The 24,139-nt window shown below is 69.1% G+C and carries 22 protein-coding genes; 11 read left to right on the top strand and 11 right to left on the bottom strand.

The window, feature by feature from the left end; all coding sequences use genetic code 11:
* Positions 1 to 2 precede the first annotated feature (2 nt).
* Complete coding sequence (locus tag QNM97_RS12285) at positions 3 to 1,397, bottom strand: FAD-dependent oxidoreductase (protein ID WP_283822944.1); 1,395 nt, start codon at positions 1,395 to 1,397, stop codon at positions 3 to 5.
* On the bottom strand, positions 1,397 to 2,458 hold the full coding sequence (gene hemE, locus QNM97_RS12290) for a uroporphyrinogen decarboxylase (RefSeq protein WP_283822945.1): 1,062 nt from the start codon (positions 2,456 to 2,458) through the stop codon (positions 1,397 to 1,399). The genes QNM97_RS12285 and hemE overlap by 1 nt, the downstream gene beginning before the upstream one ends.
* A gap of 131 nt (positions 2,459 to 2,589) precedes the next feature.
* On the opposite strand from hemE, the gene QNM97_RS12295 reads away from it, so the two are divergent.
* Entirely contained in the window at positions 2,590 to 3,234 is a 645-nt protein-coding gene (locus QNM97_RS12295; RefSeq protein ID WP_014359855.1) for a DUF3000 domain-containing protein, read from the top strand.
* Positions 3,231 to 4,517, top strand: a complete 1,287-nt coding sequence (locus QNM97_RS12300; protein ID WP_283822947.1) for an HRDC domain-containing protein — start codon at positions 3,231 to 3,233, stop codon at positions 4,515 to 4,517. The genes QNM97_RS12295 and QNM97_RS12300 overlap by 4 nt, the downstream gene beginning before the upstream one ends.
* Positions 4,518 to 4,619: 102 nt before the next feature.
* Here the strand turns inward: QNM97_RS12300 and dxs are convergent, their stop codons facing one another.
* From dxs to QNM97_RS12315, 3 genes are all read right to left on the bottom strand, one after another.
* Positions 4,620 to 6,611 carry a 1-deoxy-D-xylulose-5-phosphate synthase gene (gene dxs / locus QNM97_RS12305; RefSeq protein ID WP_208791032.1) on the bottom strand — a complete coding sequence of 664 codons (1,992 nt, stop codon included), beginning with the start codon at positions 6,609 to 6,611 and terminating at the stop codon, positions 4,620 to 4,622.
* A gap of 97 nt (positions 6,612 to 6,708) precedes the next feature.
* A complete protein-coding gene (locus QNM97_RS12310) occupies positions 6,709 to 8,067 on the bottom strand; it encodes a class I SAM-dependent RNA methyltransferase (protein ID WP_283822948.1) in 1,359 nt (452 codons plus the stop codon).
* Positions 8,064 to 10,073: an APC family permease gene (locus QNM97_RS12315; RefSeq protein WP_208791030.1), complete on the bottom strand. Its 2,010-nt coding sequence runs from the start codon at positions 10,071 to 10,073 to the stop codon at positions 8,064 to 8,066. The genes QNM97_RS12310 and QNM97_RS12315 overlap by 4 nt, the downstream gene beginning before the upstream one ends.
* 167 nt (positions 10,074 to 10,240) lie before the next feature.
* On the opposite strand from QNM97_RS12315, the gene QNM97_RS12320 reads away from it, so the two are divergent.
* Together QNM97_RS12320 and QNM97_RS12325 are read left to right on the top strand one after the other, a co-directional pair.
* Complete coding sequence (locus QNM97_RS12320; protein ID WP_283822949.1) at positions 10,241 to 10,903, top strand: potassium channel family protein; 663 nt, start codon at positions 10,241 to 10,243, stop codon at positions 10,901 to 10,903.
* Positions 10,904 to 10,914: 11 nt separating this feature from the next.
* Entirely contained in the window at positions 10,915 to 11,577 is a 663-nt protein-coding gene (locus QNM97_RS12325; RefSeq protein ID WP_208791028.1) for a potassium channel family protein, read from the top strand.
* Positions 11,578 to 11,611: 34 nt separating this feature from the next.
* Here the strand turns inward: QNM97_RS12325 and QNM97_RS12330 are convergent, their stop codons facing one another.
* The gene (locus QNM97_RS12330; RefSeq protein ID WP_208791027.1) at positions 11,612 to 11,989 is read right to left on the bottom strand and encodes an OB-fold nucleic acid binding domain-containing protein; all 378 of its coding nucleotides are present in this window, start codon (positions 11,987 to 11,989) and stop codon (positions 11,612 to 11,614) included.
* Positions 11,990 to 12,138: 149 nt separating this feature from the next.
* Here QNM97_RS12330 and QNM97_RS12335 point away from each other — a divergent pair, with 149 nt between their 5' ends.
* On the top strand, positions 12,139 to 13,023 hold the full coding sequence (locus QNM97_RS12335; RefSeq protein WP_283822950.1) for an alpha/beta fold hydrolase: 885 nt from the start codon (positions 12,139 to 12,141) through the stop codon (positions 13,021 to 13,023).
* A gap of 28 nt (positions 13,024 to 13,051) precedes the next feature.
* Here QNM97_RS12335 and QNM97_RS12340 read toward each other — a convergent pair whose 3' ends face one another.
* Positions 13,052 to 14,011 (bottom strand): DUF3710 domain-containing protein, encoded by a 960-nt coding sequence (locus QNM97_RS12340; RefSeq protein ID WP_283822951.1) that lies wholly within the window; start codon positions 14,009 to 14,011, stop codon positions 13,052 to 13,054.
* 85 nt (positions 14,012 to 14,096) lie between these two features.
* Positions 14,097 to 14,543, bottom strand: a complete 447-nt coding sequence (gene dut, locus QNM97_RS12345) for a dUTP diphosphatase (protein ID WP_283823180.1) — start codon at positions 14,541 to 14,543, stop codon at positions 14,097 to 14,099.
* 86 nt (positions 14,544 to 14,629) lie between these two features.
* On the opposite strand from dut, the gene QNM97_RS12350 reads away from it, so the two are divergent.
* Positions 14,630 to 15,247: a DUF3093 domain-containing protein gene (locus QNM97_RS12350; RefSeq protein ID WP_502875034.1), complete on the top strand. Its 618-nt coding sequence runs from the start codon at positions 14,630 to 14,632 to the stop codon at positions 15,245 to 15,247.
* A gap of 86 nt (positions 15,248 to 15,333) precedes the next feature.
* On the opposite strand, the gene QNM97_RS12355 is transcribed toward QNM97_RS12350, so the two are convergent.
* Complete coding sequence (locus QNM97_RS12355; RefSeq protein ID WP_014359847.1) at positions 15,334 to 15,633, bottom strand: DUF4193 domain-containing protein; 300 nt, start codon at positions 15,631 to 15,633, stop codon at positions 15,334 to 15,336.
* A 422-nt stretch (positions 15,634 to 16,055) separates the two neighbouring features.
* Here QNM97_RS12355 and cei point away from each other — a divergent pair, with 422 nt between their 5' ends.
* Entirely contained in the window at positions 16,056 to 16,772 is a 717-nt protein-coding gene (cei, locus tag QNM97_RS12360; RefSeq protein ID WP_208791023.1) for an envelope integrity protein Cei, read from the top strand.
* A gap of 64 nt (positions 16,773 to 16,836) precedes the next feature.
* On the opposite strand, the gene QNM97_RS12365 is transcribed toward cei, so the two are convergent.
* Entirely contained in the window at positions 16,837 to 17,775 is a 939-nt protein-coding gene (locus QNM97_RS12365; protein ID WP_283822952.1) for an inositol monophosphatase family protein, read from the bottom strand.
* A gap of 186 nt (positions 17,776 to 17,961) precedes the next feature.
* Here QNM97_RS12365 and ppgK point away from each other — a divergent pair, with 186 nt between their 5' ends.
* The 4 genes from ppgK (at position 17,962) to QNM97_RS12385 (ending at position 22,136) form a co-directional block, all read left to right on the top strand.
* Positions 17,962 to 18,795, top strand: coding sequence for a polyphosphate--glucose phosphotransferase (ppgK, locus tag QNM97_RS12370; RefSeq protein WP_283822953.1), 834 nt, complete (start codon positions 17,962 to 17,964; stop codon positions 18,793 to 18,795).
* Positions 18,796 to 18,960: 165 nt separating this feature from the next.
* Entirely contained in the window at positions 18,961 to 20,397 is a 1,437-nt protein-coding gene (locus tag QNM97_RS12375) for an RNA polymerase sigma factor (RefSeq protein WP_502875035.1), read from the top strand.
* Positions 20,398 to 20,727: 330 nt separating this feature from the next.
* Positions 20,728 to 21,681 (top strand): sulfite exporter TauE/SafE family protein, encoded by a 954-nt coding sequence (locus QNM97_RS12380; protein ID WP_283822955.1) that lies wholly within the window; start codon positions 20,728 to 20,730, stop codon positions 21,679 to 21,681.
* A 248-nt stretch (positions 21,682 to 21,929) separates the two neighbouring features.
* Positions 21,930 to 22,136, top strand: coding sequence for a DUF7455 domain-containing protein (locus QNM97_RS12385; protein WP_014359844.1), 207 nt, complete (start codon positions 21,930 to 21,932; stop codon positions 22,134 to 22,136).
* Positions 22,137 to 22,233: 97 nt separating this feature from the next.
* On the opposite strand, the gene QNM97_RS12390 is transcribed toward QNM97_RS12385, so the two are convergent.
* Positions 22,234 to 23,958, bottom strand: coding sequence for a DEAD/DEAH box helicase (locus tag QNM97_RS12390; protein WP_283822956.1), 1,725 nt, complete (start codon positions 23,956 to 23,958; stop codon positions 22,234 to 22,236).
* Positions 23,959 to 24,139: the final 181 nt, after the last annotated feature.

Raw genomic sequence — 24,139 nt, forward strand, 5'->3', positions numbered from 1 at the left:
CCTCAGCCGAGAGCGGCGAGGATCACCTCGGCGGCCCGACCGGCCGTTGCGATGCAGGCCGGCACGCCGACCCCGGCGTAGGAGGAGCCGGCCAGCGCGAGTCGCGGCGGCAGCGCGGCGAGGACCCCGGCCATCCGGGCCAGGTGTCCGGGCGCGTACCGGGGCAGCCCGCCGTCCCATCGCTGCACGCGAGCCTCGAGCACGTGCGCCGAGGGGGCGGCCACTCCGGCGTCGGCACAGATCCGATCAAGATCGGTCAGCGCCCACGACCGTAGGGACTCGTCGATGCCAGGATCGTCGGCGGGATCGGCCACCGGGTCGCCGTAGCGGCCGAAGGAGGCGCGCACCGACACCGGCGCACCGTCACCGCCCACGTGCGCCCACTTCTGGGAGGACAACGTGAATGCCTTGGGACGCAGATCTTCTCCGGTGGCCACCAGCACGCCGGAGTGATCGGGCAGAGCCGTGCCCGGCGTCAACGCGATCGAGACCACCACCGACGACGCCGGCTCGACCGCCCCCAGGGTGGCGACGAGCTCACCGCCGGTCTTGGCGAGCAGACGGGCGGCCGTCCATGCGGGAACAGCGAGAACGAGGCAGTCATAGTCGGTGTCGGTTCCGGACTCGGTGCCCACCCGCCACCGATCGCCGTCGGCGTGGACGGCCACCACCTGTCGATCGGTGCGCGAGGCCGGACGCGCGGCTGCGGTGAGCGCATCGACGAGCACCCGATAGCCACCGACGAGCGTCCCGAACACCGGGCCACCGGTACCGACCGGGGTGAGCAGCCCGCCGACAGCCGCCGACAGGTTCGGCGCACCCGCGTCGAGTCGCGCGGCCAGCGCCGGGATAGCTTCGCGCACACCGATGTCGGCGGCCAACGACGAGTACACGCCACCGAGCATGGGATCGACGCTGCGCGCGACGACCGACGCGCCGAACCGGTCGGCGACGAGATCGCCGACAGCGACGTCGTCACCGGGCCGCCACGCCAGGGCGCGGTCGGGTTCGGCGGCGATGCGGGCGAGGTCGGCGGGATCGGCGAGGCCGGCCATCACCTCTGCCGTGGCCGGGATACCCATCAGGGCGGGAGCGGGCATGGGATGCAGCCGGCCGCCGGCCCAGATCGCGGGGCGGCGGGGCGTCGGCGAGACGACCCGATCGGCCAGACCGAGTTCGTCGACCAGCGCGACAGCTTCCGGCCGGCGCACGATGAACGCTTCGGCTCCGACGTCGGTGGCCTGCCCGGCGACGTCGACGGTGTGCAGCACGCCGCCGAGCCGCTCGCGCTGCTCATACAGGTCGATCGTGGCGTCCTCGCCGAGCGCACGACGCAACCGGTAGGCCGCGACCAGGCCGGAGACTCCCCCGCCGACGATCGCGACCCGCGCCGGCATCAGAGGGTGTGAATCAGCTCGACGGCGCGGGTGAGCACGTCGGGATCGGTGTCGGGAAGCACACCGTGACCGAGGTTCACGATGTGGCCGGCCGCACCCGCGGCCACGGCCCGGCGGCCGTCGTCGAGGACGCGCTGGATCTCCTGCTCGACGACGGCGGGGCCGGCGAACAGGACGGTGGGATCGAGGTTGCCCTGCACCGCCTTACCCGGCCCGACGCGGTGTACCGCCTCCTCCAGCGGGACCCGCCAGTCGACGCCGATGACGTCGGCGGGTTCGGCCATCGCCGCGAGCAACTCACCGGTGCCGACACCGAAATGGATTCGGGGAACACCGTATTCGGCGAGCTCGGCGAAGACGCGATCGACGTGCGGCGCGACGAAGGTGCGGTAGTCGGCCTCCGAGAGCGCACCGGCCCACGAGTCGAAGACCTGGACGGCGTCGACCCCGGCGTCGAGTTGCACCTGAAGGAAGGTGATCGTGATGTCGGCGAGGCGGGCCATCAGCGCATGCCACGTGTCGGGGTCGGAGCGCATGAGCGCCTTGGTGTGGACGTAGTTACGACTCGGACCACCCTCGATGAGGTAGGAGGCCAGGGTGAACGGGGCACCGGCGAAACCGATCAGTGCGGTGGTCTCGTCGAGCTGATCGAGGATCTTGGTGACCGCGCGCGCGACCGCACCCACCGCGGCCGGATCCAGACGTGGCAACGCCGCGACGTCGGCGGTGCTGCGGATCGGTGCGGCGATGACCGGGCCGGTACCGGCGACGATGTCGAGATCGACCCCCGCCGCCTTCAGCGGCACCACGATGTCGGAGAACAGGATCGCCGCGTCGACGTCATGGCGGCGGACCGGCTGCATGGTGATCTCGCAGACGAGATCCGGGTCGAAGCACGACTCGAGCATTCCGATCTCGGCGCGGATCGCCCGGTATTCGGGCAGCGATCGACCGGCCTGCCGCATGAACCAGACCGGGCGGCGGACGGGCGACTCCCCCCGTGCGGCGGCGACGAGCGGCATACGGGAGTGACTGCGGCGGGTACCTGGTGCGTGCGACATCACCGATCACTCTGCCATGCGGGGGCCCGTCGGCATCGCGCGGTCGGACGTGCTTGCCGGGCGCCCGGTGGTGACCATCACCACGGCGCGCCTCCGACGCCCGACGTGGTCTCCGTCATACCGTCGGGGGCGTGACCTCCTCCGGAGCTCCGATGGAGCCTGCTGACTTCCGCACCGCGGTCGAGTCGCTGCATTCCGCGCGCATCCGGCGCGAGATCGAGGTCGGGCCGATCCGTCCCCCGCAGCGCCTCGCCCCCTACAGCTACGCCGTCGGCGCCGAGGTGCGCCCTCCGGACTCACCCGACGACCTCGACATCGACGCCGACGGCCAGGGCAGCGCATTCGGACGGCTGATCCTGCTCTACGACCCCGACGGCCAGGACGCCTGGAACGGGACAATGCGGCTCGTCGCCTACATCCAGGCCGAGGTCGAGGCTGCACTCGCGATGGACCCGTTGCTCCCGGAGGTCGCGTGGAGTTGGTTGTCCGACGCGCTCGGCGTACCGGTCGGCCAGACAGCCTCCGACGGCAGTGTGCACGCCAGCTCCGGCGGCCGGGTGGAGGTGACCGCACTCGGCGGCACCGTCACCTCGACGACGTCGGTGCGCTATGGCGACATCGCCGGTCCCCCACGAGCTCATCAACTCGAGTTGCGCGCCTCCTGGACCGCACCCACCTCCGACGGCCTCGGCGGTCATCTGGAGGGATTCTGCGAGGTCTTGTCGTCGGCGGCGGGCCTGCCGCCGGTCGGGGTCACCGAACTCGGGTCGGCGTGAACGACGCGGACCCGACCGGAGCCGCCGAGGATCCCGAGTCGGACTCGCCGCCCGTCACCCCGCTGTTGGCACCCCGGGAGGGCGTGCCGCCGGTCCTGTCGTCCGCCGCCCACTTCGCCGATGCGGCACAACGATTGGCCGCGGGCAGCGGTCCGGTCGCACTCGACACCGAGCGGGCATCGGGCTATCGGTACTCGCAGCGGGCCTATCTGATCCAGATCCGCCGCACCGGCGCGGGCAGCTTCTTGCTCGACCCGATCGAGGAACCCGAGGCGCTGCAGCCGGTGATCGACGCACTCGCCGAACCCGAGTGGATTCTGCATGCCGCCGACCAGGACCTGCCGTGCCTGCGCGAGCTCGGATTCCGGGTCACCGCACTCTTCGACACCGAACTCGCCGGCCGATTGCTCGGGCTGACGAAGGTCAATCTGGCCGCGATGGTCGAGCAGTTCCTCGGACTCGGTTTGCAGAAGGGCCATGGGGCGGCCGATTGGTCGAAGCGCCCGCTGCCGCCGGAGTGGCTCAACTATGCCGCGCTCGACGTCGAGGTACTCGTCGAGTTACGCGATGCGATGGACGCGGCTCTCCGCGACGCCGGGAAAAGTGACTGGGCGGCTGAGGAATTCGCGTATGTACTGCGCCGTCCGCCGTCGCCGCCGCGCACCGACCGCTGGCGGCGGACCGCCAACATCCACACCGTCAAGACTGCCCGCGGGCTGGCCGCGGTCCGCGAATTGTGGTCGGCGCGTGAGGAGATCGCGCAGCGACGCGACGTCGCGCCCGGTCGGGTACTGCCGGACTCGGCGATCATCACCGCTGCCGCTGCGGCTCCCTCGACCACCGACGAGCTGACCCGCCTGCCAGTCTTCGGCGGGCCCCGGCAACGACGACAGGCCGGGATCTGGCTCTCGGCCCTGCTGCGCGCACGCGAGCTGCCCGACGCCGAACTCCCGCCACGCAAGACCCCGGCCACCGGTCCCCCGCCGATCAGCCGCTGGGATCAACGCAATCCGGAGGCCGCGGCGCGCGCGAGCACGGTCCGACCGCTGGTCAAACAGATCGCCGAGGAGCATACGCTCCCGCCGGAAAACCTGCTCACACCCGACCTGGTGCGCCAGTTGTGTTGGGAGGGAATCGATCCGCCGATCACCGAGGCTGCGGTCGACGCCCGCCTGGCGGCCGGCGACGCCCGCCTCTGGCAGCGTGCGCTGACGGTCGGCCCGATCACCGCAGCGCTGAACGAGGCCGCGTCGAGCGACTCACCGTCGTCGGACCGGAGCTGACCAGCGGGGACCGATCTCGCGTCGAAAGAACCCGTGCGACAGCGATTGTCGCCGCAGTGAGGACGGTCCCGGACACGGCCGGTCGAACGACTCCGGTTCGACCTATTCCGGCTCGGTACCGTCGACCTCACGCAGCGAACGATCCGCACGCGACGCATCGAGTCCGGTGTCGGCGAACTCGTGACGGTCGAGCCCCGGTGTCACGTGCATGCCGGAGACGGTCGCGGTGATCGAACGCGCCAGATCCTGCGCGGTCAGCCCCAGCTCGGTGAGGATCTCACCTCGTGAGGCGTGCGCGATGAATTGCTGTGGGATGCCCCGGTTCTGCACCGGAACGGTGACCTCGGCGATACCGAGCGCGGTCGCCACCGCCGACCCCACACCGCCGTGCACACCACTGTCCTCGAGGGTGACTACCAACCGGTGCCGACCGGCGATCTCGGTGATCGACGCCGGAACCGGGAGCACCCACCGGGGGTCCACGACGGTGGCCTCGATGCCCTGACTACGCAGCCGTTCGGCGGTGTCGAGGGCCAGCGAGCAGAACGCCCCGACCGCGACGATGAGGACGTCACCACCGATCGGTTCGGCCGACGGGGTGCCCCGACGCAACACGTCGACTCCGTCGTCCAGCCGCACCACAGCGCGGATATCTTCGGGCACAGCGCCTTTGGAGAATCGCAGCGCGGTGGGCGCGTCGTCGACGGCGAGCGCCTCGTCGAGTTCCTCGCGGAGCCGCACGGCATCACGCGGGGCGGCGACCCGCATCCCGGGAACCATCGCGAGCAGCGAGAGATCCCACATCCCATGATGACTCGGCCCATCGGGTCCGGTGATGCCCGACCGGTCGAGGACCAGCGTGACCGGCAGCTCGAGCAGCGCGACGTCCATGAGCAGCTGGTCGAACGCGCGGTTGAGGAAGGTGGAGTAGATCGCGACCACCGGATGCAGACCGCCGAGCGCCAGCCCGGCCGCCGAGGTCATGGCGTGCTGCTCGGCGATCCCGACGTCGAACATGCGGTCGGGGAACTTCTCGCCGAAGGGGGCCAGACCCGTCGGTCCGGGCATTGCGGCCGTGATCGCGACGACGTCCTCACGGGCGGTCCCCGCCTCGACGAGAGCCGTGGAAAACACCGACGTCCAGTCCTGCGGCGCCACGGACTTCGCCCGGCCGGTCACCGGATCGATGACACCGGTGGAGTGCATCTGGTCGGCCTCATGGTTCTCGGCGTGCGCATACCCCATGCCCTTTCGGGTGACGGTGTGCACGATCACCGGCCCGCCGAAGGAGCGAGCCCGCGTGAACGCCGATTCGAGGGCCTCCACGTCGTGGCCGTCGACCGGGCCGACGTACTTGAGACCGAGATCGGTGAACATCTCCTGCGGCGCGAGAAGGTCTTTCAGACCGCTCTTGACACCGTGCAGAACGGCGTACGCCGGGTCGCCGACCACCGGCAGCCGCTTGACCACGCGTCGGCCCTCATCGAGGACCCGCTCGTAGCCGGGCTGCAGCCGCAGACCCGACAGATGCCGGGCCAGCCCGCCGATCGTCGGCGCGTAGGACCGGCCGTTGTCGTTGACGACGATCACCACACGACGATCGGCGGCGGCGATGTTGTTGATCGCCTCCCAGCACATCCCGCCGGTCAACGCGCCGTCGCCGACCACCGCGACGACCGTCCGGTCGTCCTGCCCGGTCAGCGCGAACGATTTCGCGAGCCCGTCGGCGTAGGACAGCGCCGCCGAGGCGTGTGAGGACTCCACCCAGTCGTGCGGGCTCTCGGACCGCTCCTGATAACCGGTCAACCCGCCGCGTTGGCGGAGCGAATCGAAGCCGTCGCGGCGCCCGGTGACGATCTTGTGCACATAGCTCTGGTGGCCTGTGTCGAAGATCACGGGGTCGATGGGCGAATCGAAGACGCGGTGGATGGCCAGGGTGAGTTCGACGACACCGAGATTGGGCCCGAGGTGCCCGCCGACCGCCGACACCTTCTGGATCAGGAACTCGCGGATCTCGCCCGCCAGCGAGGTGACCTCTGCGTCCGACAGCGTCCGCAGGTCGGCTGGTGAGTTGATGCGCTCCAATTGGCCCATCTGATCCTCCATCACTGATCGTTGCACTCCCCGGTGACGTGGTGCGTACCCGGCGGGCCACCCGGCGCACCGACGGGTGCGCGCGGGAGCATGTGTGTCAGTCTACGGTCGCCGCCGGCGCACCCCGGTCCGCCGAGCGCGGCAGCGGGCGTGAGTTCGACCGCACGAGCACGGCGATCGCCTCGATGTGGTGGGTGAGCGGGAACGCGTCGAATCCGCGGATCTCGCGGACGCGATAGCCGTTCTCGGCGAACAGGCCGAGGTCACGGGCGAACCTGGCGACGTCGCAACCGACGTGCACCACCACGTCCGGACCGGCCGCGGCGAGTTGCCCGATCACGCGTGCACCGGCCCCGGTCCGCGGCGGGTCGAGCACGACGACCCCGGCGGCGGGGAGTCCGCCGATGGCTGAGGCGACCTCACCACGGTGCACCTCGATGCCGTCGTCGTCGGCGAAGGTCGCTTCGGCGGCGGCCAGTGCCGCGGCGTCGGAATCCACGACGTGCACCGCCTGCGCATGCAGGGTGTCGGTCAGTGCGGCGGCGAAGATCCCCGCGCCGCCGTACAGGTCCCAGCACGTCGCGACCGAGTCGGTGTGGCGCGCGACGAGGTCGGCGACGGTCTGCGCATACACTCCCGCGGCGGCGCGGTGACCCTGCCAGAACCCGGTCACCGGGATGTCCCAGGTGCGCTCGCCCACCCGGTGGCGCGCGGTGGGGAGTCCCTCGACCACTCGCGTCGTCCGTGCCCGCTCGTGGCGTCGCCGACGCTGCTGCGCGGCCCGCCGAGCACCACCGGCTCGACCACCGCGTCCGCGCGCGGCCGTGCTGTCGGCGGGCGCGATCTCGGTGAGGTGCCGCGAGCCGTCGTCGTCGAGCACGAGCGCGAGTTCGGCGTGCGGGGTGAACCGACCGTCGAGAGCCGTGAGGTCGCTCAGACGCGGATCGGGCTGGGCGCAGGGGTGTCCGACGACGAGGCCGGCGGAGCCGCGCCGGTGCAGACCGGCACGCCCGTGGGCATCGACGGCCATGCGTGTCCGGATTCGCCAGCCGGTCTCGGCATCGTCGAGCGCGGCGACCGTCGGCGGCCCGCCGTCGAGCGCGGACAGCGCGACGTCGGTGAACCCGCCGATCCGCCGCAGGACGTCGGTGAGGATCTCGGTCTTCAGGGTGCGCGCGTGCGCGACGGCGACATGCGCCAGATCGCAACAGCCGGCGCCGTGTGCGGCAGCGGCGCACAGCGGATCGCGTCGATGTGTCGAGGGCTCCAGTACCTCGACCACCTCGGCGACGAGGAATCCCGACTTGTCCTCGACGATGGTCGCGGTGACCAGTTCGCCCGGGATCGCGCCTCGCACGAACACGACCCGGCCGTCGTCGGCGTGGGCGATGGCGGACCCACCGTTGGCGGGCCGTCGGACGCGCAGCGTCAGCGCGTCGGAGGGGGCACTCGTCACTCGGGGCCACCGCCCAGCGCCCGGCGGGTGTCACCGGGTGCGTGGTAATCGAGGTCGGCCTTGCGGCGATCGGACGACGTGAGCTGCCATGGCACCGAGGTCACCATCACGCCGGGTTCGAACAGCAGACGGGTCTTCAACCGCAACGCCGACTGGTTGTGCAGGATCTGTTCCCACCAATGGCCCACCACGTATTCGGGGATGAACACGGTGATCACGTCGCGCGGCGATTCCCTGCGCACGCGCCGGACGTAGTCGATGATCGGTCGGGTGATCTCGCGGTAGGGCGACGCGATCACCTTGAGCGGCACCCGCAGATCGCTGTCCTCCCATTCCGAGACCAGTCGGCGGGTGTCGCGGTCGTCGACGTTGACCGTGACCGCCTCGAGCACGTCGGGGCGGGTGGCCCGGGCGAACAGCAACGCACGCTTGGTGGCCAGGTGCAGCGTCGAGACCAGCACGATCGAGTGGGTGCGGCTCGGTAGTACGGCCTCGTCATCGGCCGGGGTGCGCTCGAGTTCGCGCTGCACGGTCGCATAGTGGTGATGGATCGCCTTCATCAGCACGAACAGGATGACCATCGCCAGGATCGCGATCCATGCACCGGCGGTGAACTTGGTGATGAGCACGACCACCAGCACGGTCGCCGTCATGACCAGACCCACGGTGTTGATCACCCGCGACTGCATCATCCGGCGGCGCGCCTTCGGGTCGGTCTCGGTGCGCAACAACCGGGTCCAGTGGCGCACCATGCCGGTCTGGCTCAGCGTGAACGACACGAACACGCCGACGATGTAGAGCTGGATCAGTGAGGTCACCTCGCCGCCGAAGGCGACGACGAATGCGATCGCGGCGACCGCGAGGAACAGGATGCCGTTGCTGAAGGCCAGCCGGTCGCCTCGCGTGTGCAGCTGTCGGGGCAGGTAGCGATCCTGGGCGAGCACCGAACCGAGAACCGGGAATCCGTTGAAGGCGGTGTTGGCGGCCAGCATCAGGATCAGCGCGGTGACGGTCGCGACGAAGTAGAAACCGGCCGGGAAGGTGTCGAACACCGCGTGCGCGAGTTGGGCGATCATCGCCTTCTGCTGGTAGCCGGGGGGCGCCCCGATGAGGTCCTCCGCCGGGTTCATCACGTATTTCGCGCCGATCCGCTCGGCGAGGAAGACGATGCCCAGCAGCAGGACGATCGCGATCGACCCGAGCAGCAGCAGGGTGGTCGCCGCGTTGCGGGACTTGGGTTTCCGGAATGCGGGCACACCGTTGCTGATGGCCTCGACCCCGGTCAGCGCCGCACACCCTGAGGAGAATGCCCGCGCGATCAGGAAGACGAAGGCGATGCCCATCAGGTGGCTGTGTTCGGCCCGGATCTCGAATCCCGCGGTCTCCGAACGAATCTCGCGTCCGAGGATGAAGATCTCGGTGAATCCCCAAATGAGCATGCCGAGCACACCGATGATGAACGCATAGGTCGGAATGGCCAGCACGCTGCCCGATTCCTTGAGTCCGCGCAGGTTCACCGCGGCCAGGATGATGATCGCGGCCACACAGAACCACACGCGATGTTCGGACACGAACGGGATCGCCGACCCGATGTTCTCCGCCGCCGACGAGATCGACACCGCGACGGTCAGCACGTAGTCGACCAGCAGCGCACTGCCGACGGTCAGACCGGCCGTGGGCCCGAGGTTGACCGTGGCGACCTCGTAGTCGCCGCCACCGGAGGGATAGGCGTGCACGTTCTGCCGGTAGCTGGCGACGACCACCGCCATGACGATCGCGACCGCGATCGCCACCCACGGGGTGTAGGCCAACGCCGAGAGCCCGGCAACGGAGAGCACCAGGAAGATCTCCTGAGGCGCATAGGCGACCGACGACATCGCGTCGGAGGCGAACACGGGAAGCGCGATGCGTTTGGGTAACAGCGTGTGGCCGAGACTGTCGCTGCGAAACGGTCGTCCCAGAAGCAGGCGTTTTGTCGCAACGGGCACCTTTGACACGGTGGGCACCACGCAACACTAAGACCTCGGTCAGATGAAGGCCACCAGGACCCGCGTCACGGCAGGCCCCCTACGGGTAGGTTCATCTCTGCGTGGACCGATACCGGTCCGCGGCCGGCTCCCCGGCGACGCGTCGCCTCCCGGTGGCATGCGCCGGGAAGGAAGGATCGATTTTCTTGCGGGTAGTCATCATGGGCTGCGGCCGCGTGGGCTCGTCGTTGGCTCGCGCGATGGTCAAACGCGGCCACGAGGTCGCGATCATCGACCGCAACCCCTCGGCGTTCACCCGACTCGGCGACGAGTTCACCGGTCAGCGCATCGTCGGGGTCGGGTTCGATCGTGATGTGTTGATCAAGGCCGGGATCGAGCAGGCCGACGCCTTCGCCGCGGTGTCCTCCGGCGACAACTCCAACATCATCGCCGCGCGTGTCGCCCGTGAGACCTTCGACGTGGAGCGGGTGGTCGCGCGAATCTACGACGCCAAACGTGCCGCGGTCTATGAGCGGTTGGGCATTCCGACGGTGGCCACCGTGCCGTGGACGACCGAACGGTTCGTCTCCGCGCTCGGCGAGGTGTCCACCACCACCGAGTGGCGCGACCCGTCGGGCACCCTCGCGATCGCCCAGCTCCAGATCGACGAGTCGTGGATCGGGACGACCGTGGTGAAGTTCCAGGAACTGACCGGAGCGCGTATCTCGTTCATCAACCGGGTAGGCAATCCCGTTCTGCCGGAGGCGAAAACGGTCTTGCAGCAGGACGACGTGGTCTTTGCCGCGGTGTTGCTCGAGCGCCTCGCCGAGACCCGTACGATCGCCGCGTCGCCGATCGACGCCGACTGAGGAGTATCAGAATGAAAGTCGCCATCGCCGGGGCCGGCGCGGTCGGTCGTTCCATCGCCCGCGAACTCCTCGTCAACTCCCACGAGGTCACCCTGTTCGAGCGCAATGCCGAACACATCGACACCGACGCGGTGCCCGGCGCGCAGTGGCTGCTCGCCGACGCGTGCGAGTTGTCGAATCTGGAGTCGGCGGAGCTGCAGTCCTTCGACGTCATGATCGCGGCCACCGGCGACGACAAGGCCAATCTCGTCGTCAGCCTGCTCGCGAAGACCGAGTTCGCGGTCAATCGCGTGGTCGCGCGGGTGAATGATCCCCGCAACGAGTGGCTCTTCGGTGAGGAGTGGGGCGTCGACGTCGCCGTCTCGACGCCACGACTGCTCGCCTCTCTCGTCGAGGAAGCGGTGTCGGTCGGAGACCTGGTGCGGCTCATGACATTTCGACAGGGTCAGGCAAATCTCGTGGAGTTGACGCTGCCTGCCAACACTCCGCTGGCCGGTCGGCCGGTCCACAAGCTGAGCCTGCCGCGCGATGCGGCACTGGTGGCGATACTGCGGGGCGGCCGGGTGATCGTGCCCGAGCGCGACGACCCGATCGAGGGTGGCGACGAACTGGTGTTCATCGCGCCTGCCGAAACCGAGCCGGCGTTGCACGAGGCGATGCGCGTCCCGCAGTGACCGCTGCGGTGCCGGGCGGATCGGATCGGTGGATCTACTCTTCCTCCGAGCCGTACAGCTCGTAGTACGGGTTGTACACCACCTTGACACCGTCATGTTCGGCCAGTCGGCCTCGGACGGTGAGTTTGCGCCCGGGTTCGATGCCGGGAATGCGGTTACGTCCCAACCATTTCAGAATGACCGTGTCGGTCCCGTCGAAGAACTCGGCCTTGACCCCGCTCTTGGCGGCACGCGAACAGGTCTCCACCGCGCGCAGCTCGCCGTGCATGGTGACCTCGTCGCCTCGACAACATTCGACGGCGCGCTGGGCCCCGGTCGCCTCGGACTCGGCGGCGATCTGCTCGGCATCGGCATTGCCAAGATCTTCGGTCAAGCGCTTCGTCAGCCGCTTGAGATAACCGGCCGTCGGCATCACAACCTCCAGAAGAGACTTCGTTTCCGCTCGGAGGGCACGAGCCTGCTGGGCTGTGGTTCTCGGCCTTCTCGTCTTCCGACGCGGGTACTTTCGGCTCAGCGTAGACCCATGTCCTCACCGCATACAACGCGCGGCATGATCTGTGCATGCCCGCGAATGACAACCGAATCCACGCCCGCGGTGTGACCGGCGCCGGGAGCGATAGCGAGCGGGCCGAATGTGCCGGCGCCGGGAGCGATAGCGAGCGGGCCGAATGTGCCGGCGCCGGGAGCGATAGCGAGCGGGCCGGGTGTGGTGCCGCCGACGTCCTCATCGTGATGCCGGGAACGGGTTCGGACGCCGACTTCGTCCGTCGCGCGTTCGGTCCCGCGGCCCGTGAGATCGGTGTCGACCTGATCGCCCTCGACCCGACCGATGATCTCATCGGCGGACACCGTGATGCGTTGCGACGGTTCGCCGCCGACCATGCCCGGGTGCTGGTGGGCGGGTTCTCCATCGGTGCGGCCCTGGCGTTGGAGTGGGCGCTCGGGCCGGGGCGGGAGCGATGCGTCGGGGTGTGGGCGGCGATGCCGGCGTGGAGTGGCGAGCCGAGCACCGCATTCGCCGCGACCGGCGCGGCGATGACCGCGTCGGCGCTGCGCGCCGACGGTCTGGAGGCGACGATCGATGCGATGTCGTCGACGAGTCCGCCGTGGTTGGCGCATGAGCTGACCCGCTCGTGGCGGGCCCTGTATCCCGGACTCGTCGTCCAACTCGAGCGGGCGGCGGCGTATCGCGCACCGGACCTCGGCCGGATCGCCACCCTGTCCGCGCCTCTGGCGGTGGTCGCCGCCGACGACGACCCGCTTCATCCGTGGGCCGTCGCGCAGTCCTGGTACGACGCAGCGCCCCGCTCACGGATCGAGCGGATTCACCTGGCGCAGTGGGGTGCCGATCCGGCCGTGTTGGGGCGCGCGTGCGCGATCGGATGGCGGTCGCTGGTCGACGAGTGTGTCGAAACAGGCGAGAGTGCCGAAACCACCGACAGGTGAGCCCGCTCGGTACGGGGTGCGCGGGTGGTCAGCGCTTGCCGCGGCGACGACGGAAGCGTTGCATCGCCGAGCCCGCCGACGGCGGCACCGGGTCCTCGGCGTCGGCTGCGCTCTCGACTGCCCCACCGTCGTCGGCTGGGGGTACCTCGCGGATGACGGTCGCCTGCTCGATCTGATCGAGGGCACCGCCGGCGACGCGCTCGGTCTCGGCGGTCGGCTGCTCGGGGGGCTGTGCGGGGGTGGGGGTTTCGCCCGTCGCGTCCGCCGTGGCGAGGTTGTCGGCGGCGAGGTTGTCGGCGGCGAGGTTGTCGGCGGCGAGGTTGTCTGCGGCGGTGTTCTCGCCGGGGCCGGAGGACGCACCGGCGGCCGGGTCGTTGGCGAACATCTGCTGCTGCGCGGCGGCGACCTGCTCGGCGAGGACCGGAGGCAGGATGATCGGGAGCATCTCGCGGGGCGGCGCCGGGTCCTTGCCGCGCCGCACCACGGACTCGGCGAGGACGGCGCGCGCGAGTTGTGCGAGTGGGGCCGCGGATTCGGCCGGTCCGCTGGCAACGCATCGCACCATCCACCGGGGACCGTCGACACCGATGAACCGGTGCGCGCCGCCCGGCACCTCGGCGAGCACCTCTCGGCCCCAGTGCCCGTCCTCGACGCTGGTCGTCGCGCCTTCATCACGGAGGGAAGCCGCGAGTTCGCGCACGACCTCACGCCACAGTCCGGGAGACCGCGGCGCCGCGAAGGCGGTCACACTGATCCGGCCGTGCGGGGTCACCAGATACACGGCTTCGGGTTGGTGATCGGGCGACATCTCGACGGTGACCTGCCCGCCCTCGACGACCGGGACCAGCACCGAACCGAGATCCAGGTGCGAGTTGGCCAGTTCCTCGGCCGGGGTGTCGAGCAACTCCATGTCGTACGGGCCGCGTGCCTGGCCGACCCGCAACTCCTCGTCGCCCGAGTCCCCGGTCCCCCGCTCCTCGTCAGCCATCAGTTCGTGTCTCCCATCGCCGTTTTCACGGTTGGTACCGCGTCACCCTCGCCACTGCAGGGTAGTCCAGGACCGGGCGCACGCCTCACAGGATCGCGTGGCCGCCGCTGGACCCGTATCCGCCCGAGCCACGGCTCGTCTCGTCGAGTTCGGTGACCTCGACGAACTCGGGCAGTTCGACGCGCTGGATCACCAATTGCGCGATGCGGTCACCGCGCGAGATGTGGATGGTCTCGGTCGGATCGAGGTTGATCAGACACACCTTGATCTCGCCACGGTACCCGGCGTCGATCGTGCCGGGGGCGTTGACGATCGACAGACCGGCACGCGCGGCGAGTCCGGAGCGCGGGTGGACCAGGCCGACGGTGCCGTGCGGCAGGGCGATCGCGATACCCGTGCCCACGAGCCGGCGATGCCCGGCCGCGAGTTCGAGGTCGATGGTGGAGCACAGATCAACCCCGGCGTCACCGGGATGAGCCCGTGCGGGCAGTGCGATATCGGGGTCCAGCCGTTGGATGCGGACCGGTCCGATCGAATCGGACGAGAGCGAATCGGACGGGTCGGACCCGGTCGCAGGGGGGAATTCTGAGGCCACGGGGGAAGACTACGCTGAGGGGTGTGAGTGACCCGGAACCCCGCAGTGCCGCCGAACCCCGCAGTGCCGCCGAACCCAGCACCCACGAACCCCGTACGGAGGCTGCCGGCGAGTCCGACGCCGTGGCCCCCTCTGGTGCGGTGTCGGGGACTGCTGAGGCCGGTGCCGGCGGCGGCGATCGATACGCCGAGCGGCTGTCCGTGCCGTGGTGGTGGTGGCTGGCCGCGGTGGTGGTGACCGGTGTGGTCGGTCATGAGATCCAACTGTCGGCCCATGACTCACAGTGGGGTCTGCTCGGCTACCTCGGCGCAGCGATCGTGTGTGCGCTGGTCCTGGTGTCGATGGGGCACACCCGGATTCGCGTGACCGCCGACGGCGAGTTGCACGCCGGCAAAGCTCGGCTGCCACGGTCGGTCATCGCACGCGGGGCGTCGGTGCCGGCATCGGCGAAGAGTGCCGCCCTGGGCCGGCAGCTCGACCCCGCGGCGTTCCTCATCCATCACGCGTGGGTGAAGACGATGGTGTTGCTCGTTCTGGACGACCCGGACGACCCGACCCCGTACTGGTTGGTGTCGACGCGCAGGCCCGCAGAAGTGTTGAGTGCGTTGGGTGTTGCCGACGCAGCCGCCGGCAACGGGTGAACATCCCCACGAGCAACCGGTGACGGGATGACACCCTAGGCCCCACCACGATCCGCCCGGTGGGCGGATTCGTCGGGTGGGGTCGATCAGGCGCAGTCCACGCAGATCATGCTTGCGCCGTTCTCACGGGCCAGACGACTGCGGTGGTAGACGAGGAAACAACTGGTGCAAGTGAATTCGTCGGCCTGCTTCGGGATGACCCGAACCGAGAGTTCTTCTCCGGAGAGATCGGCGCCGGGCAGTTCGAACGACTCGGCGGTATCGCTTTCGTCGACGTCGACAGCAGCCGACTGCGCCTCACTGCGCCGTGCCTTCAGCTCCTCGAGCGAGTCCTCGTTCAGGTCCTCGGACTCCGTGCGCCGTGGGGCGTCGTAATCAGTAGCCATTGTGTGCCTTACCTGGTTGAAGGAGCGCGACCTTGGGTCGTCGGCTCGTGACCTGGACCGCTGGGGCGCTAAGTCGCCGGGATTGTCTTGCCGGCGTCACTACAACGTCATGACCGGTGTGATTCGTTACCGATCATCGACCAGACAGTTGTGATGTTGATCACAGTTGGTTGCCAGAACTCCAGCGGACTCGGGAGTGCGGGCGCCCGAAGCCTAGTGCACGGCCATCACAGAGTCAACAGTGTGTGCACGACGGATGAAACCGGCCCGACGCGGTGGCCGCCACCGCGATCCCCCACTCGGCGGCGCCTGCGTCCCGTCGCGGCGACCACCCTCTACAGTTGGGCCAGAATTCGGCGGTCGGGCCCGGCATTCATCGCCGGCGCGCCCGACCCTTCCCTGGTGAAGGAGCGCAGTTCACGGTGGTCTCGCAGATTACGACCGGCTATCCCACCGACCACAACGGTCGGCCCTACAAGCGTCGGAACGCGCGCGCGATCCTCATCCTCCTGGCCGTTCTGGTGGTGCTCGGCATCATCGCGTGGTCGGTCGCCCTGGCCGGTTCCGATTCCGACACTACGCCCACCGCCTGCAACGAGCCGACACCGGCGAGCACGTCGGCCTCGGCGACCGCCGCCGCACCACCCGCCGCGCCCGCGGGCGCGAGTGCAACCCCCTCCCGAACCGTCGTGAACCGGGATCAGATGCTGACGGTCGCACCGGCCGCGCTGTCAACCTTCCAGGTGCGCGTCCTCAACGCGTCCACCCAGCGCGGCGAGGCCCAATCGGTCTCCAACGACCTCACTGCCCAGGGGTTCACCCCCGCCAGCGACACCGCATTCGGTGACGATCCGGTCTACCCGAACCACGATCTCGATTGCGTCGCCCAGATCCGCTTCGGACCCGCCGGACAATCCGCCGCGGCGTCGGTGTGGCTGGCGATCCCGTGCGCCCAGCTGATCAACGACGGCCGTCGGGGTACTGACGTCGACGTCGCCCTCGGTGAGTACTACAAGCCGCGCGAGCAGTCGCAGGACGCGCAGGCCGCACTCGAGGCGCTGCGGTCGGCCGATCCCAAGAACCCGCAGGCCGGCGTGGATCCGGGGCTGGTGAAAGCGGTACACGCCCAACCCTGCTGAGCAACACCCATCCCGTCCGCGGGGGCGTGACGGTCCGCGGGAGTGTGACGTCCGCAGGAGCGTGTCAGTGACGGGCCGGAAGTGCCCGTCGCGCACCGAGGTCGTCGAGCAGCGCGACGAAGTCGGCGGCGATCCCGGGAGCCACCGCGATCGTCGCGTGCCCGTCGCAGGACCGCGAATCAGCCGGTGGCAGATGGACGACCGCCCCGGCCTCCGCCGCGATCAATCCGCCCGCCGCCCAATCCCAGGGACTCAGCCCGTGCTCGATGTGGGCATCGACCGCGCCACTGGCGACCATGCACAGATCGAGTGCCGCCGCGCCGATGCGTCGGAGGTCGCGTACCCGGGGCAGCAGTTGCGCCACGATCGCCCCCTGCTCCCGTCGGCGCGCCGCGTCGTATCCGAAGCCGGTGGCGACGAGGGCGAGCCCGACCTGTTCGATGTCGTTGCAGCGCAACGGCACCGTCTGACCGTCGGCGCGCAGGAACGCGCCGCCGCCCTCGGCCGCGTGATAGGTGACCCCGCGCGCGACGTCGACCACCGCGCCCGCCACCGAACGGCCGTCGACCTGCGCGGCCACCGACACCGCGTACGCCGGAATGCCGTACATGAAGTTGACGGTCCCGTCGATCGGATCGATGACCCAGCGCACCCCGGTCGGCACATCGACGGCGCCACCGGATTCCTCGCCGAGGATCTCGTCGGCCGGTCGGGCCGTGCGGAGACGATCCCGGATCAACTGCTCGGTCTCGGTGTCCGCCAACGTGACCGGGTCGGTCGGTGTCGACTTGGTCGCCACCGCGTCGACGCCGTCAGCGGCGGTCTGCGATCCCGGACCGCCGAAGAGTTCCGGGCGCCGCCTGCGCACGTGGTCGGCCGCGGCCTCGGCGATGTCGACGGCGAAGTCGGCCAGTACGGCAGGACTCTCGACTGTCACATTCGCCGACGGCACATCCTCGGGTGCGACGTTCCGGCCGACGGGATCACTGCCTTGTTGCTCCACCCGTCCATGTCAACACATCCGGCGCCGTGAACGGGCGTTCGGGCGGGCGGTGAGACCGGGCTCACCGCGCTCGCCGACACGCGCCGAGACGGTTTGCCCGTCCTCGCTGCACCACGATGCGCGCCTGGATAGCCTGGAGACGCGTCATACCCGATCAGCATCGATCCCGTATCGAGAGGACCCGCCATGACCGAGTCCGGCACGCCCGGCTCCCCCACTCCCTCCGCGAGCGCAGGAGAGCAAGCCCCGGGCGAAAAGACTTCGACGGCAACCAATCTCGCCTTCGGCGTGGACGTCGGCGGCTCCGGCATCAAGGGCGGGATCGTCGACCTCGACACGGGCGCCCTGGTGGGCGAACGCTTCAAGGTGCTCACGCCGCAGCCGGCCACCCCCGAGGCGGTCGCCGGCGGCGTCGCCGAGGTCGTCGCGCATTTCGACTGGCAGGGACCGGTCGGCATCACCCTGCCCGGGGTGATCACCGGCGGGATCATGCGCACCGCGGCCAACATCGACAAGGGCTGGATCGGCACCGACGTCTACGAGCTGTTCAGCAAGAACCTCGACGGCCGGAAGGTCTCGGTCCTCAACGACGCCGACGCCGCCGGGATGGCCGAGGACGCCTACGGGGCAGGCAAGGGTGTCAACGGCGTCGTGATGCTGCTGACCTTCGGAACCGGCATCGGGTCGGCGATCCTCAACGACGGAAAACTGGTGCCCAACACCGAACTCGGCCACCTGCAAGTGGGCAAGAAGGAAGCCGAGCACCAGGCATCGTCGAAGGTGAAGGAAGACAAGGGCTGGTCGTATGAGAAGTGGACCGAAAAGGTGTCCGAGGTCCTCAAGACCTATGAGGCGCTGTTCTGGCCACGGCTGTTCATCGTCGGCGGGGGGATCAGTCGCAAGTCGGCGAAATGGATTCCGCTGCTGACCAACTCCACCCCGGTCGAGGCCGCGGCCCTGCTCAACACCGCGGGTATCGTCGGGGCGGCCATGGCCGTCGATCAGGGTCTCCGCGTGTAGATCGTGACCTTCCAACACTGCCGTTGACCTGGCCTTTGTCACATCAGCGGGGGTGGTGTCGTTACAATGGTGCGCACCGGTGCCATGTGCGCCGCACCAAGCCCTCATCCGCGACGGCCGACGCTGCCGCGAGGACAGTCAAGTTTCGCATCCGAAAGGTTGTACGTGGCAGCCACCCAGACCCGCCAGAACGACGCAGAGGTCTCCGACCCGATCACGTCGACCGTTCCCACGGCTGACAAGGCACCCGCGAAGAAGACCGCCAAGAAGGCGGCCAAGAAGGCCACCGCTCGCAAGACCGCCAAGAAGGCTCCTGCCCGCAAGACCGCCGCGAAGAAAGCCGCCCCGAAGGCCGCCGGTGACGCCGACTCCCCGGACGACACCGATGCCGAGCCCACCTCGATCGAAGAACTCGACGGACCCGATGCCGAACTCGACGACGTCGAGATCGACGCCGACGACCTGACCGACGACGACGAGGAGGACGCCGAGGACTCCGCCGACGACGAGGAGGACGAGGAGTCCGAGGGCACGCCCGCCACCGCAGCGGCGGCCAAACCCGCCACCGCAGCGGCCAACAAGGCCGCGGCGGCCGACGACGCCAAGACCGCCGGTGACTTCGTCTGGGACGAAGAGGAATCCGAAGCCCTGCGCCAGGCCCGCAAGGACGCCGAGCTCACGGCATCGGCCGACTCGGTGCGCGCCTACCTCAAGCAGATCGGCAAGGTCGCCCTCCTCAACGCCGAGGAGGAGGTCGAACTCGCCAAGCGCATCGAGGCCGGTCTGTTCGCGACCGAGCGGCTGCGCCGGATTATGGAGTCCGGCGAGAAGATCAGCACCGCCCAGAAGCGTGATCTCAACTGGATCTCACGCGACGGCAACCGCGCGAAGAACCACCTTCTCGAGGCGAACCTGCGTCTCGTGGTGTCACTGGCCAAGCGCTACACCGGTCGCGGCATGGCCTTCCTCGACCTGATCCAGGAAGGCAACCTGGGGCTCATCCGTGCGGTCGAGAAGTTCGACTACACCAAGGGTTACAAGTTCTCGACGTACGCCACCTGGTGGATCCGGCAGGCCATCACCCGCGCCATGGCCGATCAGGCCCGTACCATCCGCATCCCGGTGCACATGGTCGAGGTCATCAACAAACTCGGTCGCATCCAGCGCGAGCTGCTCCAGGATCTGGGCCGTGAGCCCACGCCGGAGGAACTGGCCAAGGAAATGGACATCACGCCGGAGAAGGTGCTGGAGATCCAGCAGTACGCGCGTGAGCCGATCTCGTTGGATCAGACCATCGGCGATGAAGGCGATTCGCAGCTCGGCGACTTCATCGAGGACTCCGAGGCCGTCGTCGCCGTCGATGCGGTGAGCTTCACCCTGCTGCAGGACCAGCTGCAGTCGGTCCTCGAGACGCTCTCGGAGCGCGAGGCCGGCGTGGTGCGCCTGCGTTTCGGCTTGACCGACGGTCAGCCGCGCACGCTCGACGAGATCGGTCAGGTGTACGGCGTCACCCGTGAACGCATCCGCCAGATCGAGTCCAAGACGATGTCGAAGCTGCGCCACCCCAGCCGGTCCCAGGTCCTGCGCGACTACCTGGACTGACCAGGCCCCTGATTCACCTGCTGCCCCGGCCGACGGCCGGGGCAGTCGGCGTCTGCGGGGTGATTTCTCTGCTGTGTCAAGGGTTTCGGGCGCGCTGAGCCGGACGCGCCCACCGATGCCGGGGTGCGCGGGCACCAGCCCTACGATGTCGGACATGCCGCTTTCGCGTGATGTACCCGGAACACCTCTGGTGCGGCGCCGTGTCGTCGACCTGGTGCGGGTCGCGTCGATGCTGTGTCGCGTCGGGCTCCACGCCGCCTGACCCCACACCTACCTGATTCGACCACAGATCCGATTCGATTCCGATCTCTGCACCGAAAGACACTCCTGATGCGCACCATCGTCCTCATCGGCCTGGTCGGGTTTGCCGCCCAACTGGTCGACGGCAGTCTCGGCATGGCCTACGGCGTCACCACGACGACGCTGCTCCTGGCCATCGGCACCAATCCCGCCGCCGCGTCGGCAACCGTCCACCTCGCCGAGATCGGCACCACGCTGGTCTCAGGCGTCTCACATTGGCGATTCGGCAACGTCGACTGGAAAGTGGTGCGCCGCATAGCAATTCCAGGTGCAATAGGCGCGTTCCTGGGCGCGACGATCCTGTCCAATCTGTCGACCGAGGCCGCAGCGCCCGTGATGGCGGCGATCCTACTGGCCCTGGGTCTCTACATCCTCGTGCGATTCACCTTCAGTGGCATTCCCCGGCAGCACCTCGGCAAGCCGTTGCGCAAACGGTTCCTGTCCCCGCTCGGTCTGATCGCCGGATTCGTCGACGCCACCGGTGGCGGCGGATGGGGTCCGGTCGGTACGCCGGCGATCCTGGCCAGTGGACGTCTCGAACCGCGCAAGGTGATCGGTTCGATCGACACCAGTGAGTTCATCATCGCCATCGCCGCGAGCCTCGGATTCCTGTTCAGCCTGGGATCGCAGGGCATCAACTTCGCCTGGGTCGGCGCGATCCTCGTCGGTGGCGTTCTCGCGGCACCCCTCGCCGCCTGGCTGGTCCGCCACGTCCCGCCGCGTCTGCTCGGCGCCTCCGTCGGCGGGCTGATCGTGCTCACCAACGTGCGCAGTCTGCTGCGGGCCGATCTCGTCGACATCGCCCGTCCCGTGCAGACGGCGATCTACACCGTCGTGGTTCTCGCGTGGGCCGCGGCGTTCGCGTACTCGTTGCGCGAGTACCTGCGCGACCGCGAGGTGGAGTCCTCCGACGCCATCAGCTCCCTGCGCGAGGAACAGGAACGCGACACGGCGACGGGTGCGGTGGCAACCCCGGCGGGGTGATGTCGGGGTTCCCCGGATCGGTGCGCGCCTGCGGATGTGAGCTCCGTCTCGCCACCGGTAACAGCCAGTGGAACCCATGTTGCGGGCGGCGCCACCCGTGTAACGGGTGAGTGACGACACAACTCGCCGGGGCTTCGGAACAATACGAAAGCCGAAAACGTCTGACACAGTGAGGTTGGCGCATCGCCCGGATGTGCCGGCTCACGAAGGAATGGCACGAGAGGTGCCGGACCGGGACGGAGGAAACCATGCCAGACATCGCGACCACACCCCCGATCTCCCTGCCACTGACCGCATCGGACCGTTGCGATCGCTGTGGCGCCGCGGCCAAGGTGCGCGCCGTACTCCCCAACGGCGGCGAACTCCTCTTCTGCCGGCATCACTTCAACGAGCACGAGGCTCGCCTCGTGGAAATGCAGGCCACCGTGGACCAGTCGGCCGGCGAGCTCGTCTGACCGACCCACACCACGAGAGGGCCCGGCGGGATCCATCCCGCCGGGCCCTCTCGTCGTCTGTGGGCTCGTCGTCTGCGGGCTCGTCGTCTGCGGGCGCTCAGTGCCATTCGCGCAGGGCGGCGATCCGCTCACGCAGTTGATCCGCCGAGGCCATCGCGGTCGGCGGGCCCCCGAGTTTGCTGCGCAGTTCGCTGTGCACCACGCCGTGCGGTTTACCGGTGCGATGGTGGTGCATCGCAACGAGGGTGTTGAGTTCCTTGCGCAAGGCGTGCAGGTTCTCGCCGGCCGGCTTGGCCGCCGTGTCGGCAGCCGGGGTGGTGGCCGTGGCGGCCGAACGCGTCTGCACCTGGTCGGCCTGCCGCTGCCGGAGCAGAGCACGCACCTGATCGGCGTCGAGCAGCCCGGGTAGACCCAGGTAGTCCGACTCCTCGTCACTCCCGGAGAACGTCGCCGTGCCGAACGAGGAACCGTCGAAGATCACCTGATCGAGTTCGGCGTCGGCATGCAGCGATTGGAAACCCTTCTCGTCCTCGCCCGGCTCGTCCTTTTGTTTGTTGGCGTCGGTCAGCAGGGCGTCGTCGAGGCCGTCGCTGTCCCGATGTGGCTTGCCGAGCACGTGGTCGCGCTCGGCCTCCATCTGGCTGGCGAGGTTCAGCAGCACCGGCACCGACGGCAGGAACACGCTCGCGGTCTCACCGGGCCGGCGCGACCGGACGAAACGACCGATGGCCTGGGCGAAGAACAACGGTGTCGACGAACTCGTCGCATACACGCCGACGGCCAGTCGCGGAACGTCGACACCTTCGGACACCATGCGGACCGCCACCATCCACTCGTCGTCGGATTCGGCGAATTCCGCGATCCGCGACGATGCCTTCGGGTCGTCGGAGAGCACGACCGACGGCATCCTTCCGGTGATCGCCTGCAAGAGCTCGGCGTAGTCACGTGCGACGGTCTGATCGGTGGCGATGACCAGGCCACCCGCATCGGGCATGCCGCCGGACCGGATCTGTCCCAGCCGGGTGTGGGCGGCCTGCAGCACCGAGGGAATCCAGTCCCCGTGCGGGTCCAGGGCGGTCCGCCACGCACGCGCGGTGTGCTCGGCCGACAGCGGTTCGCCGAGTCGAGCGGTGAACTCCTCACCCGCACTCGTGCGCCAGCTCGCCTGACCCGAATACGCCAGGAACACCACCGGTCGCACGACGCCGTCGGCAAGGGCATCGGAGTAGCCGTAGGTGTGGTCGGCGCGCGAGCGCAACACCCCACCCTCTTCGGGTTCATAGGTGACGAACGGGATCGGCGAGTCGTCGGATCGGAACGGCGTACCGGTCAGGGCGAGTCGTCGCTCGGCGTCGTCGAAGGCCTCGCGGATCGCCTCACCCCACGACTTCGCGTCGCCGCCGTGGTGGATCTCGTCGAGAATCACCAGCGTGCGCCGGTTCTCGGTGCGCACCCGGTGCCGGGACGGGTGCGCGGCGACCTGCGCATAGGTCAGCGCAACGCCGTGATAGTCGGAGCTGGTCTGACCGGTCGCGTTGCGAAACCGGGAGTCCAGCGAGATGCCGACGCGAGCGGCGGCCTGGGCCCACTGATGCTTGAGGTGCTCAGTCGGCGTCACGACCGTGATCTGCTCCACCGTCCGGTCGTCGAGGAGTTCACGCGCCACGCGCAGACCGAAGGTCGTCTTACCCGCGCCCGGGGTCGCGACCGCCAAGAAGTCCTTCGGCCCCCGGGCGAGGTATCGGGTCAGCGCACGCCGCTGCCAGGCGCGGAGCGGGGGGCCCGAAATGGCGGCGGCGGCAACGTCTTCGGCAGCGGTCACTGGCAGCTGACTCCGGGGGTCGGTGGACGGGGAATCCGTCGGTGCTCCCGGTCGAACCCGGGCGACACAGTATCCCGGGCGATCGGCCGGCACACCGCACGGACGGGCCCATGCTACCGAGCGGTTCCGACACCCGCGTGGGCGACACGGTGTGGGGCACACGCGGGTGTCGAGGCGTTAC

The organism is Gordonia sp. L191, assembly GCF_030077625.1.
Taxonomy (GTDB): Bacteria; Actinomycetota; Actinomycetes; order Mycobacteriales; family Mycobacteriaceae; genus Gordonia; species Gordonia polyisoprenivorans_A.

Coding starts and splice junctions, on each gene's coding strand:
- QNM97_RS12355 (WP_014359847.1), bottom strand. CDS start 15,633: ATGGCTACTGATTACGACGCCCCACGGCGCACGGAGTCCGAGGACCTG.
- QNM97_RS12285 (WP_283822944.1), bottom strand. CDS start 1,397: ATGCCGGCGCGGGTCGCGATCGTCGGCGGGGGAGTCTCCGGCCTGGTC.
- QNM97_RS12325 (WP_208791028.1), top strand. CDS start 10,915: ATGAAAGTCGCCATCGCCGGGGCCGGCGCGGTCGGTCGTTCCATCGCC.
- ppgK (WP_283822953.1), top strand. CDS start 17,962: ATGACCGAGTCCGGCACGCCCGGCTCCCCCACTCCCTCCGCGAGCGCA.
- dxs (WP_208791032.1), bottom strand. CDS start 6,611: ATGGGCCAATTGGAGCGCATCAACTCACCAGCCGACCTGCGGACGCTG.
- QNM97_RS12340 (WP_283822951.1), bottom strand. CDS start 14,011: ATGGCTGACGAGGAGCGGGGGACCGGGGACTCGGGCGACGAGGAGTTG.
- QNM97_RS12330 (WP_208791027.1), bottom strand. CDS start 11,989: ATGCCGACGGCCGGTTATCTCAAGCGGCTGACGAAGCGCTTGACCGAA.
- QNM97_RS12335 (WP_283822950.1), top strand. CDS start 12,139: ATGCCCGCGAATGACAACCGAATCCACGCCCGCGGTGTGACCGGCGCC.
- QNM97_RS12380 (WP_283822955.1), top strand. CDS start 20,728: ATGCGCACCATCGTCCTCATCGGCCTGGTCGGGTTTGCCGCCCAACTG.
- hemE (WP_283822945.1), bottom strand. CDS start 2,458: ATGTCGCACGCACCAGGTACCCGCCGCAGTCACTCCCGTATGCCGCTC.
- QNM97_RS12385 (WP_014359844.1), top strand. CDS start 21,930: ATGCCAGACATCGCGACCACACCCCCGATCTCCCTGCCACTGACCGCA.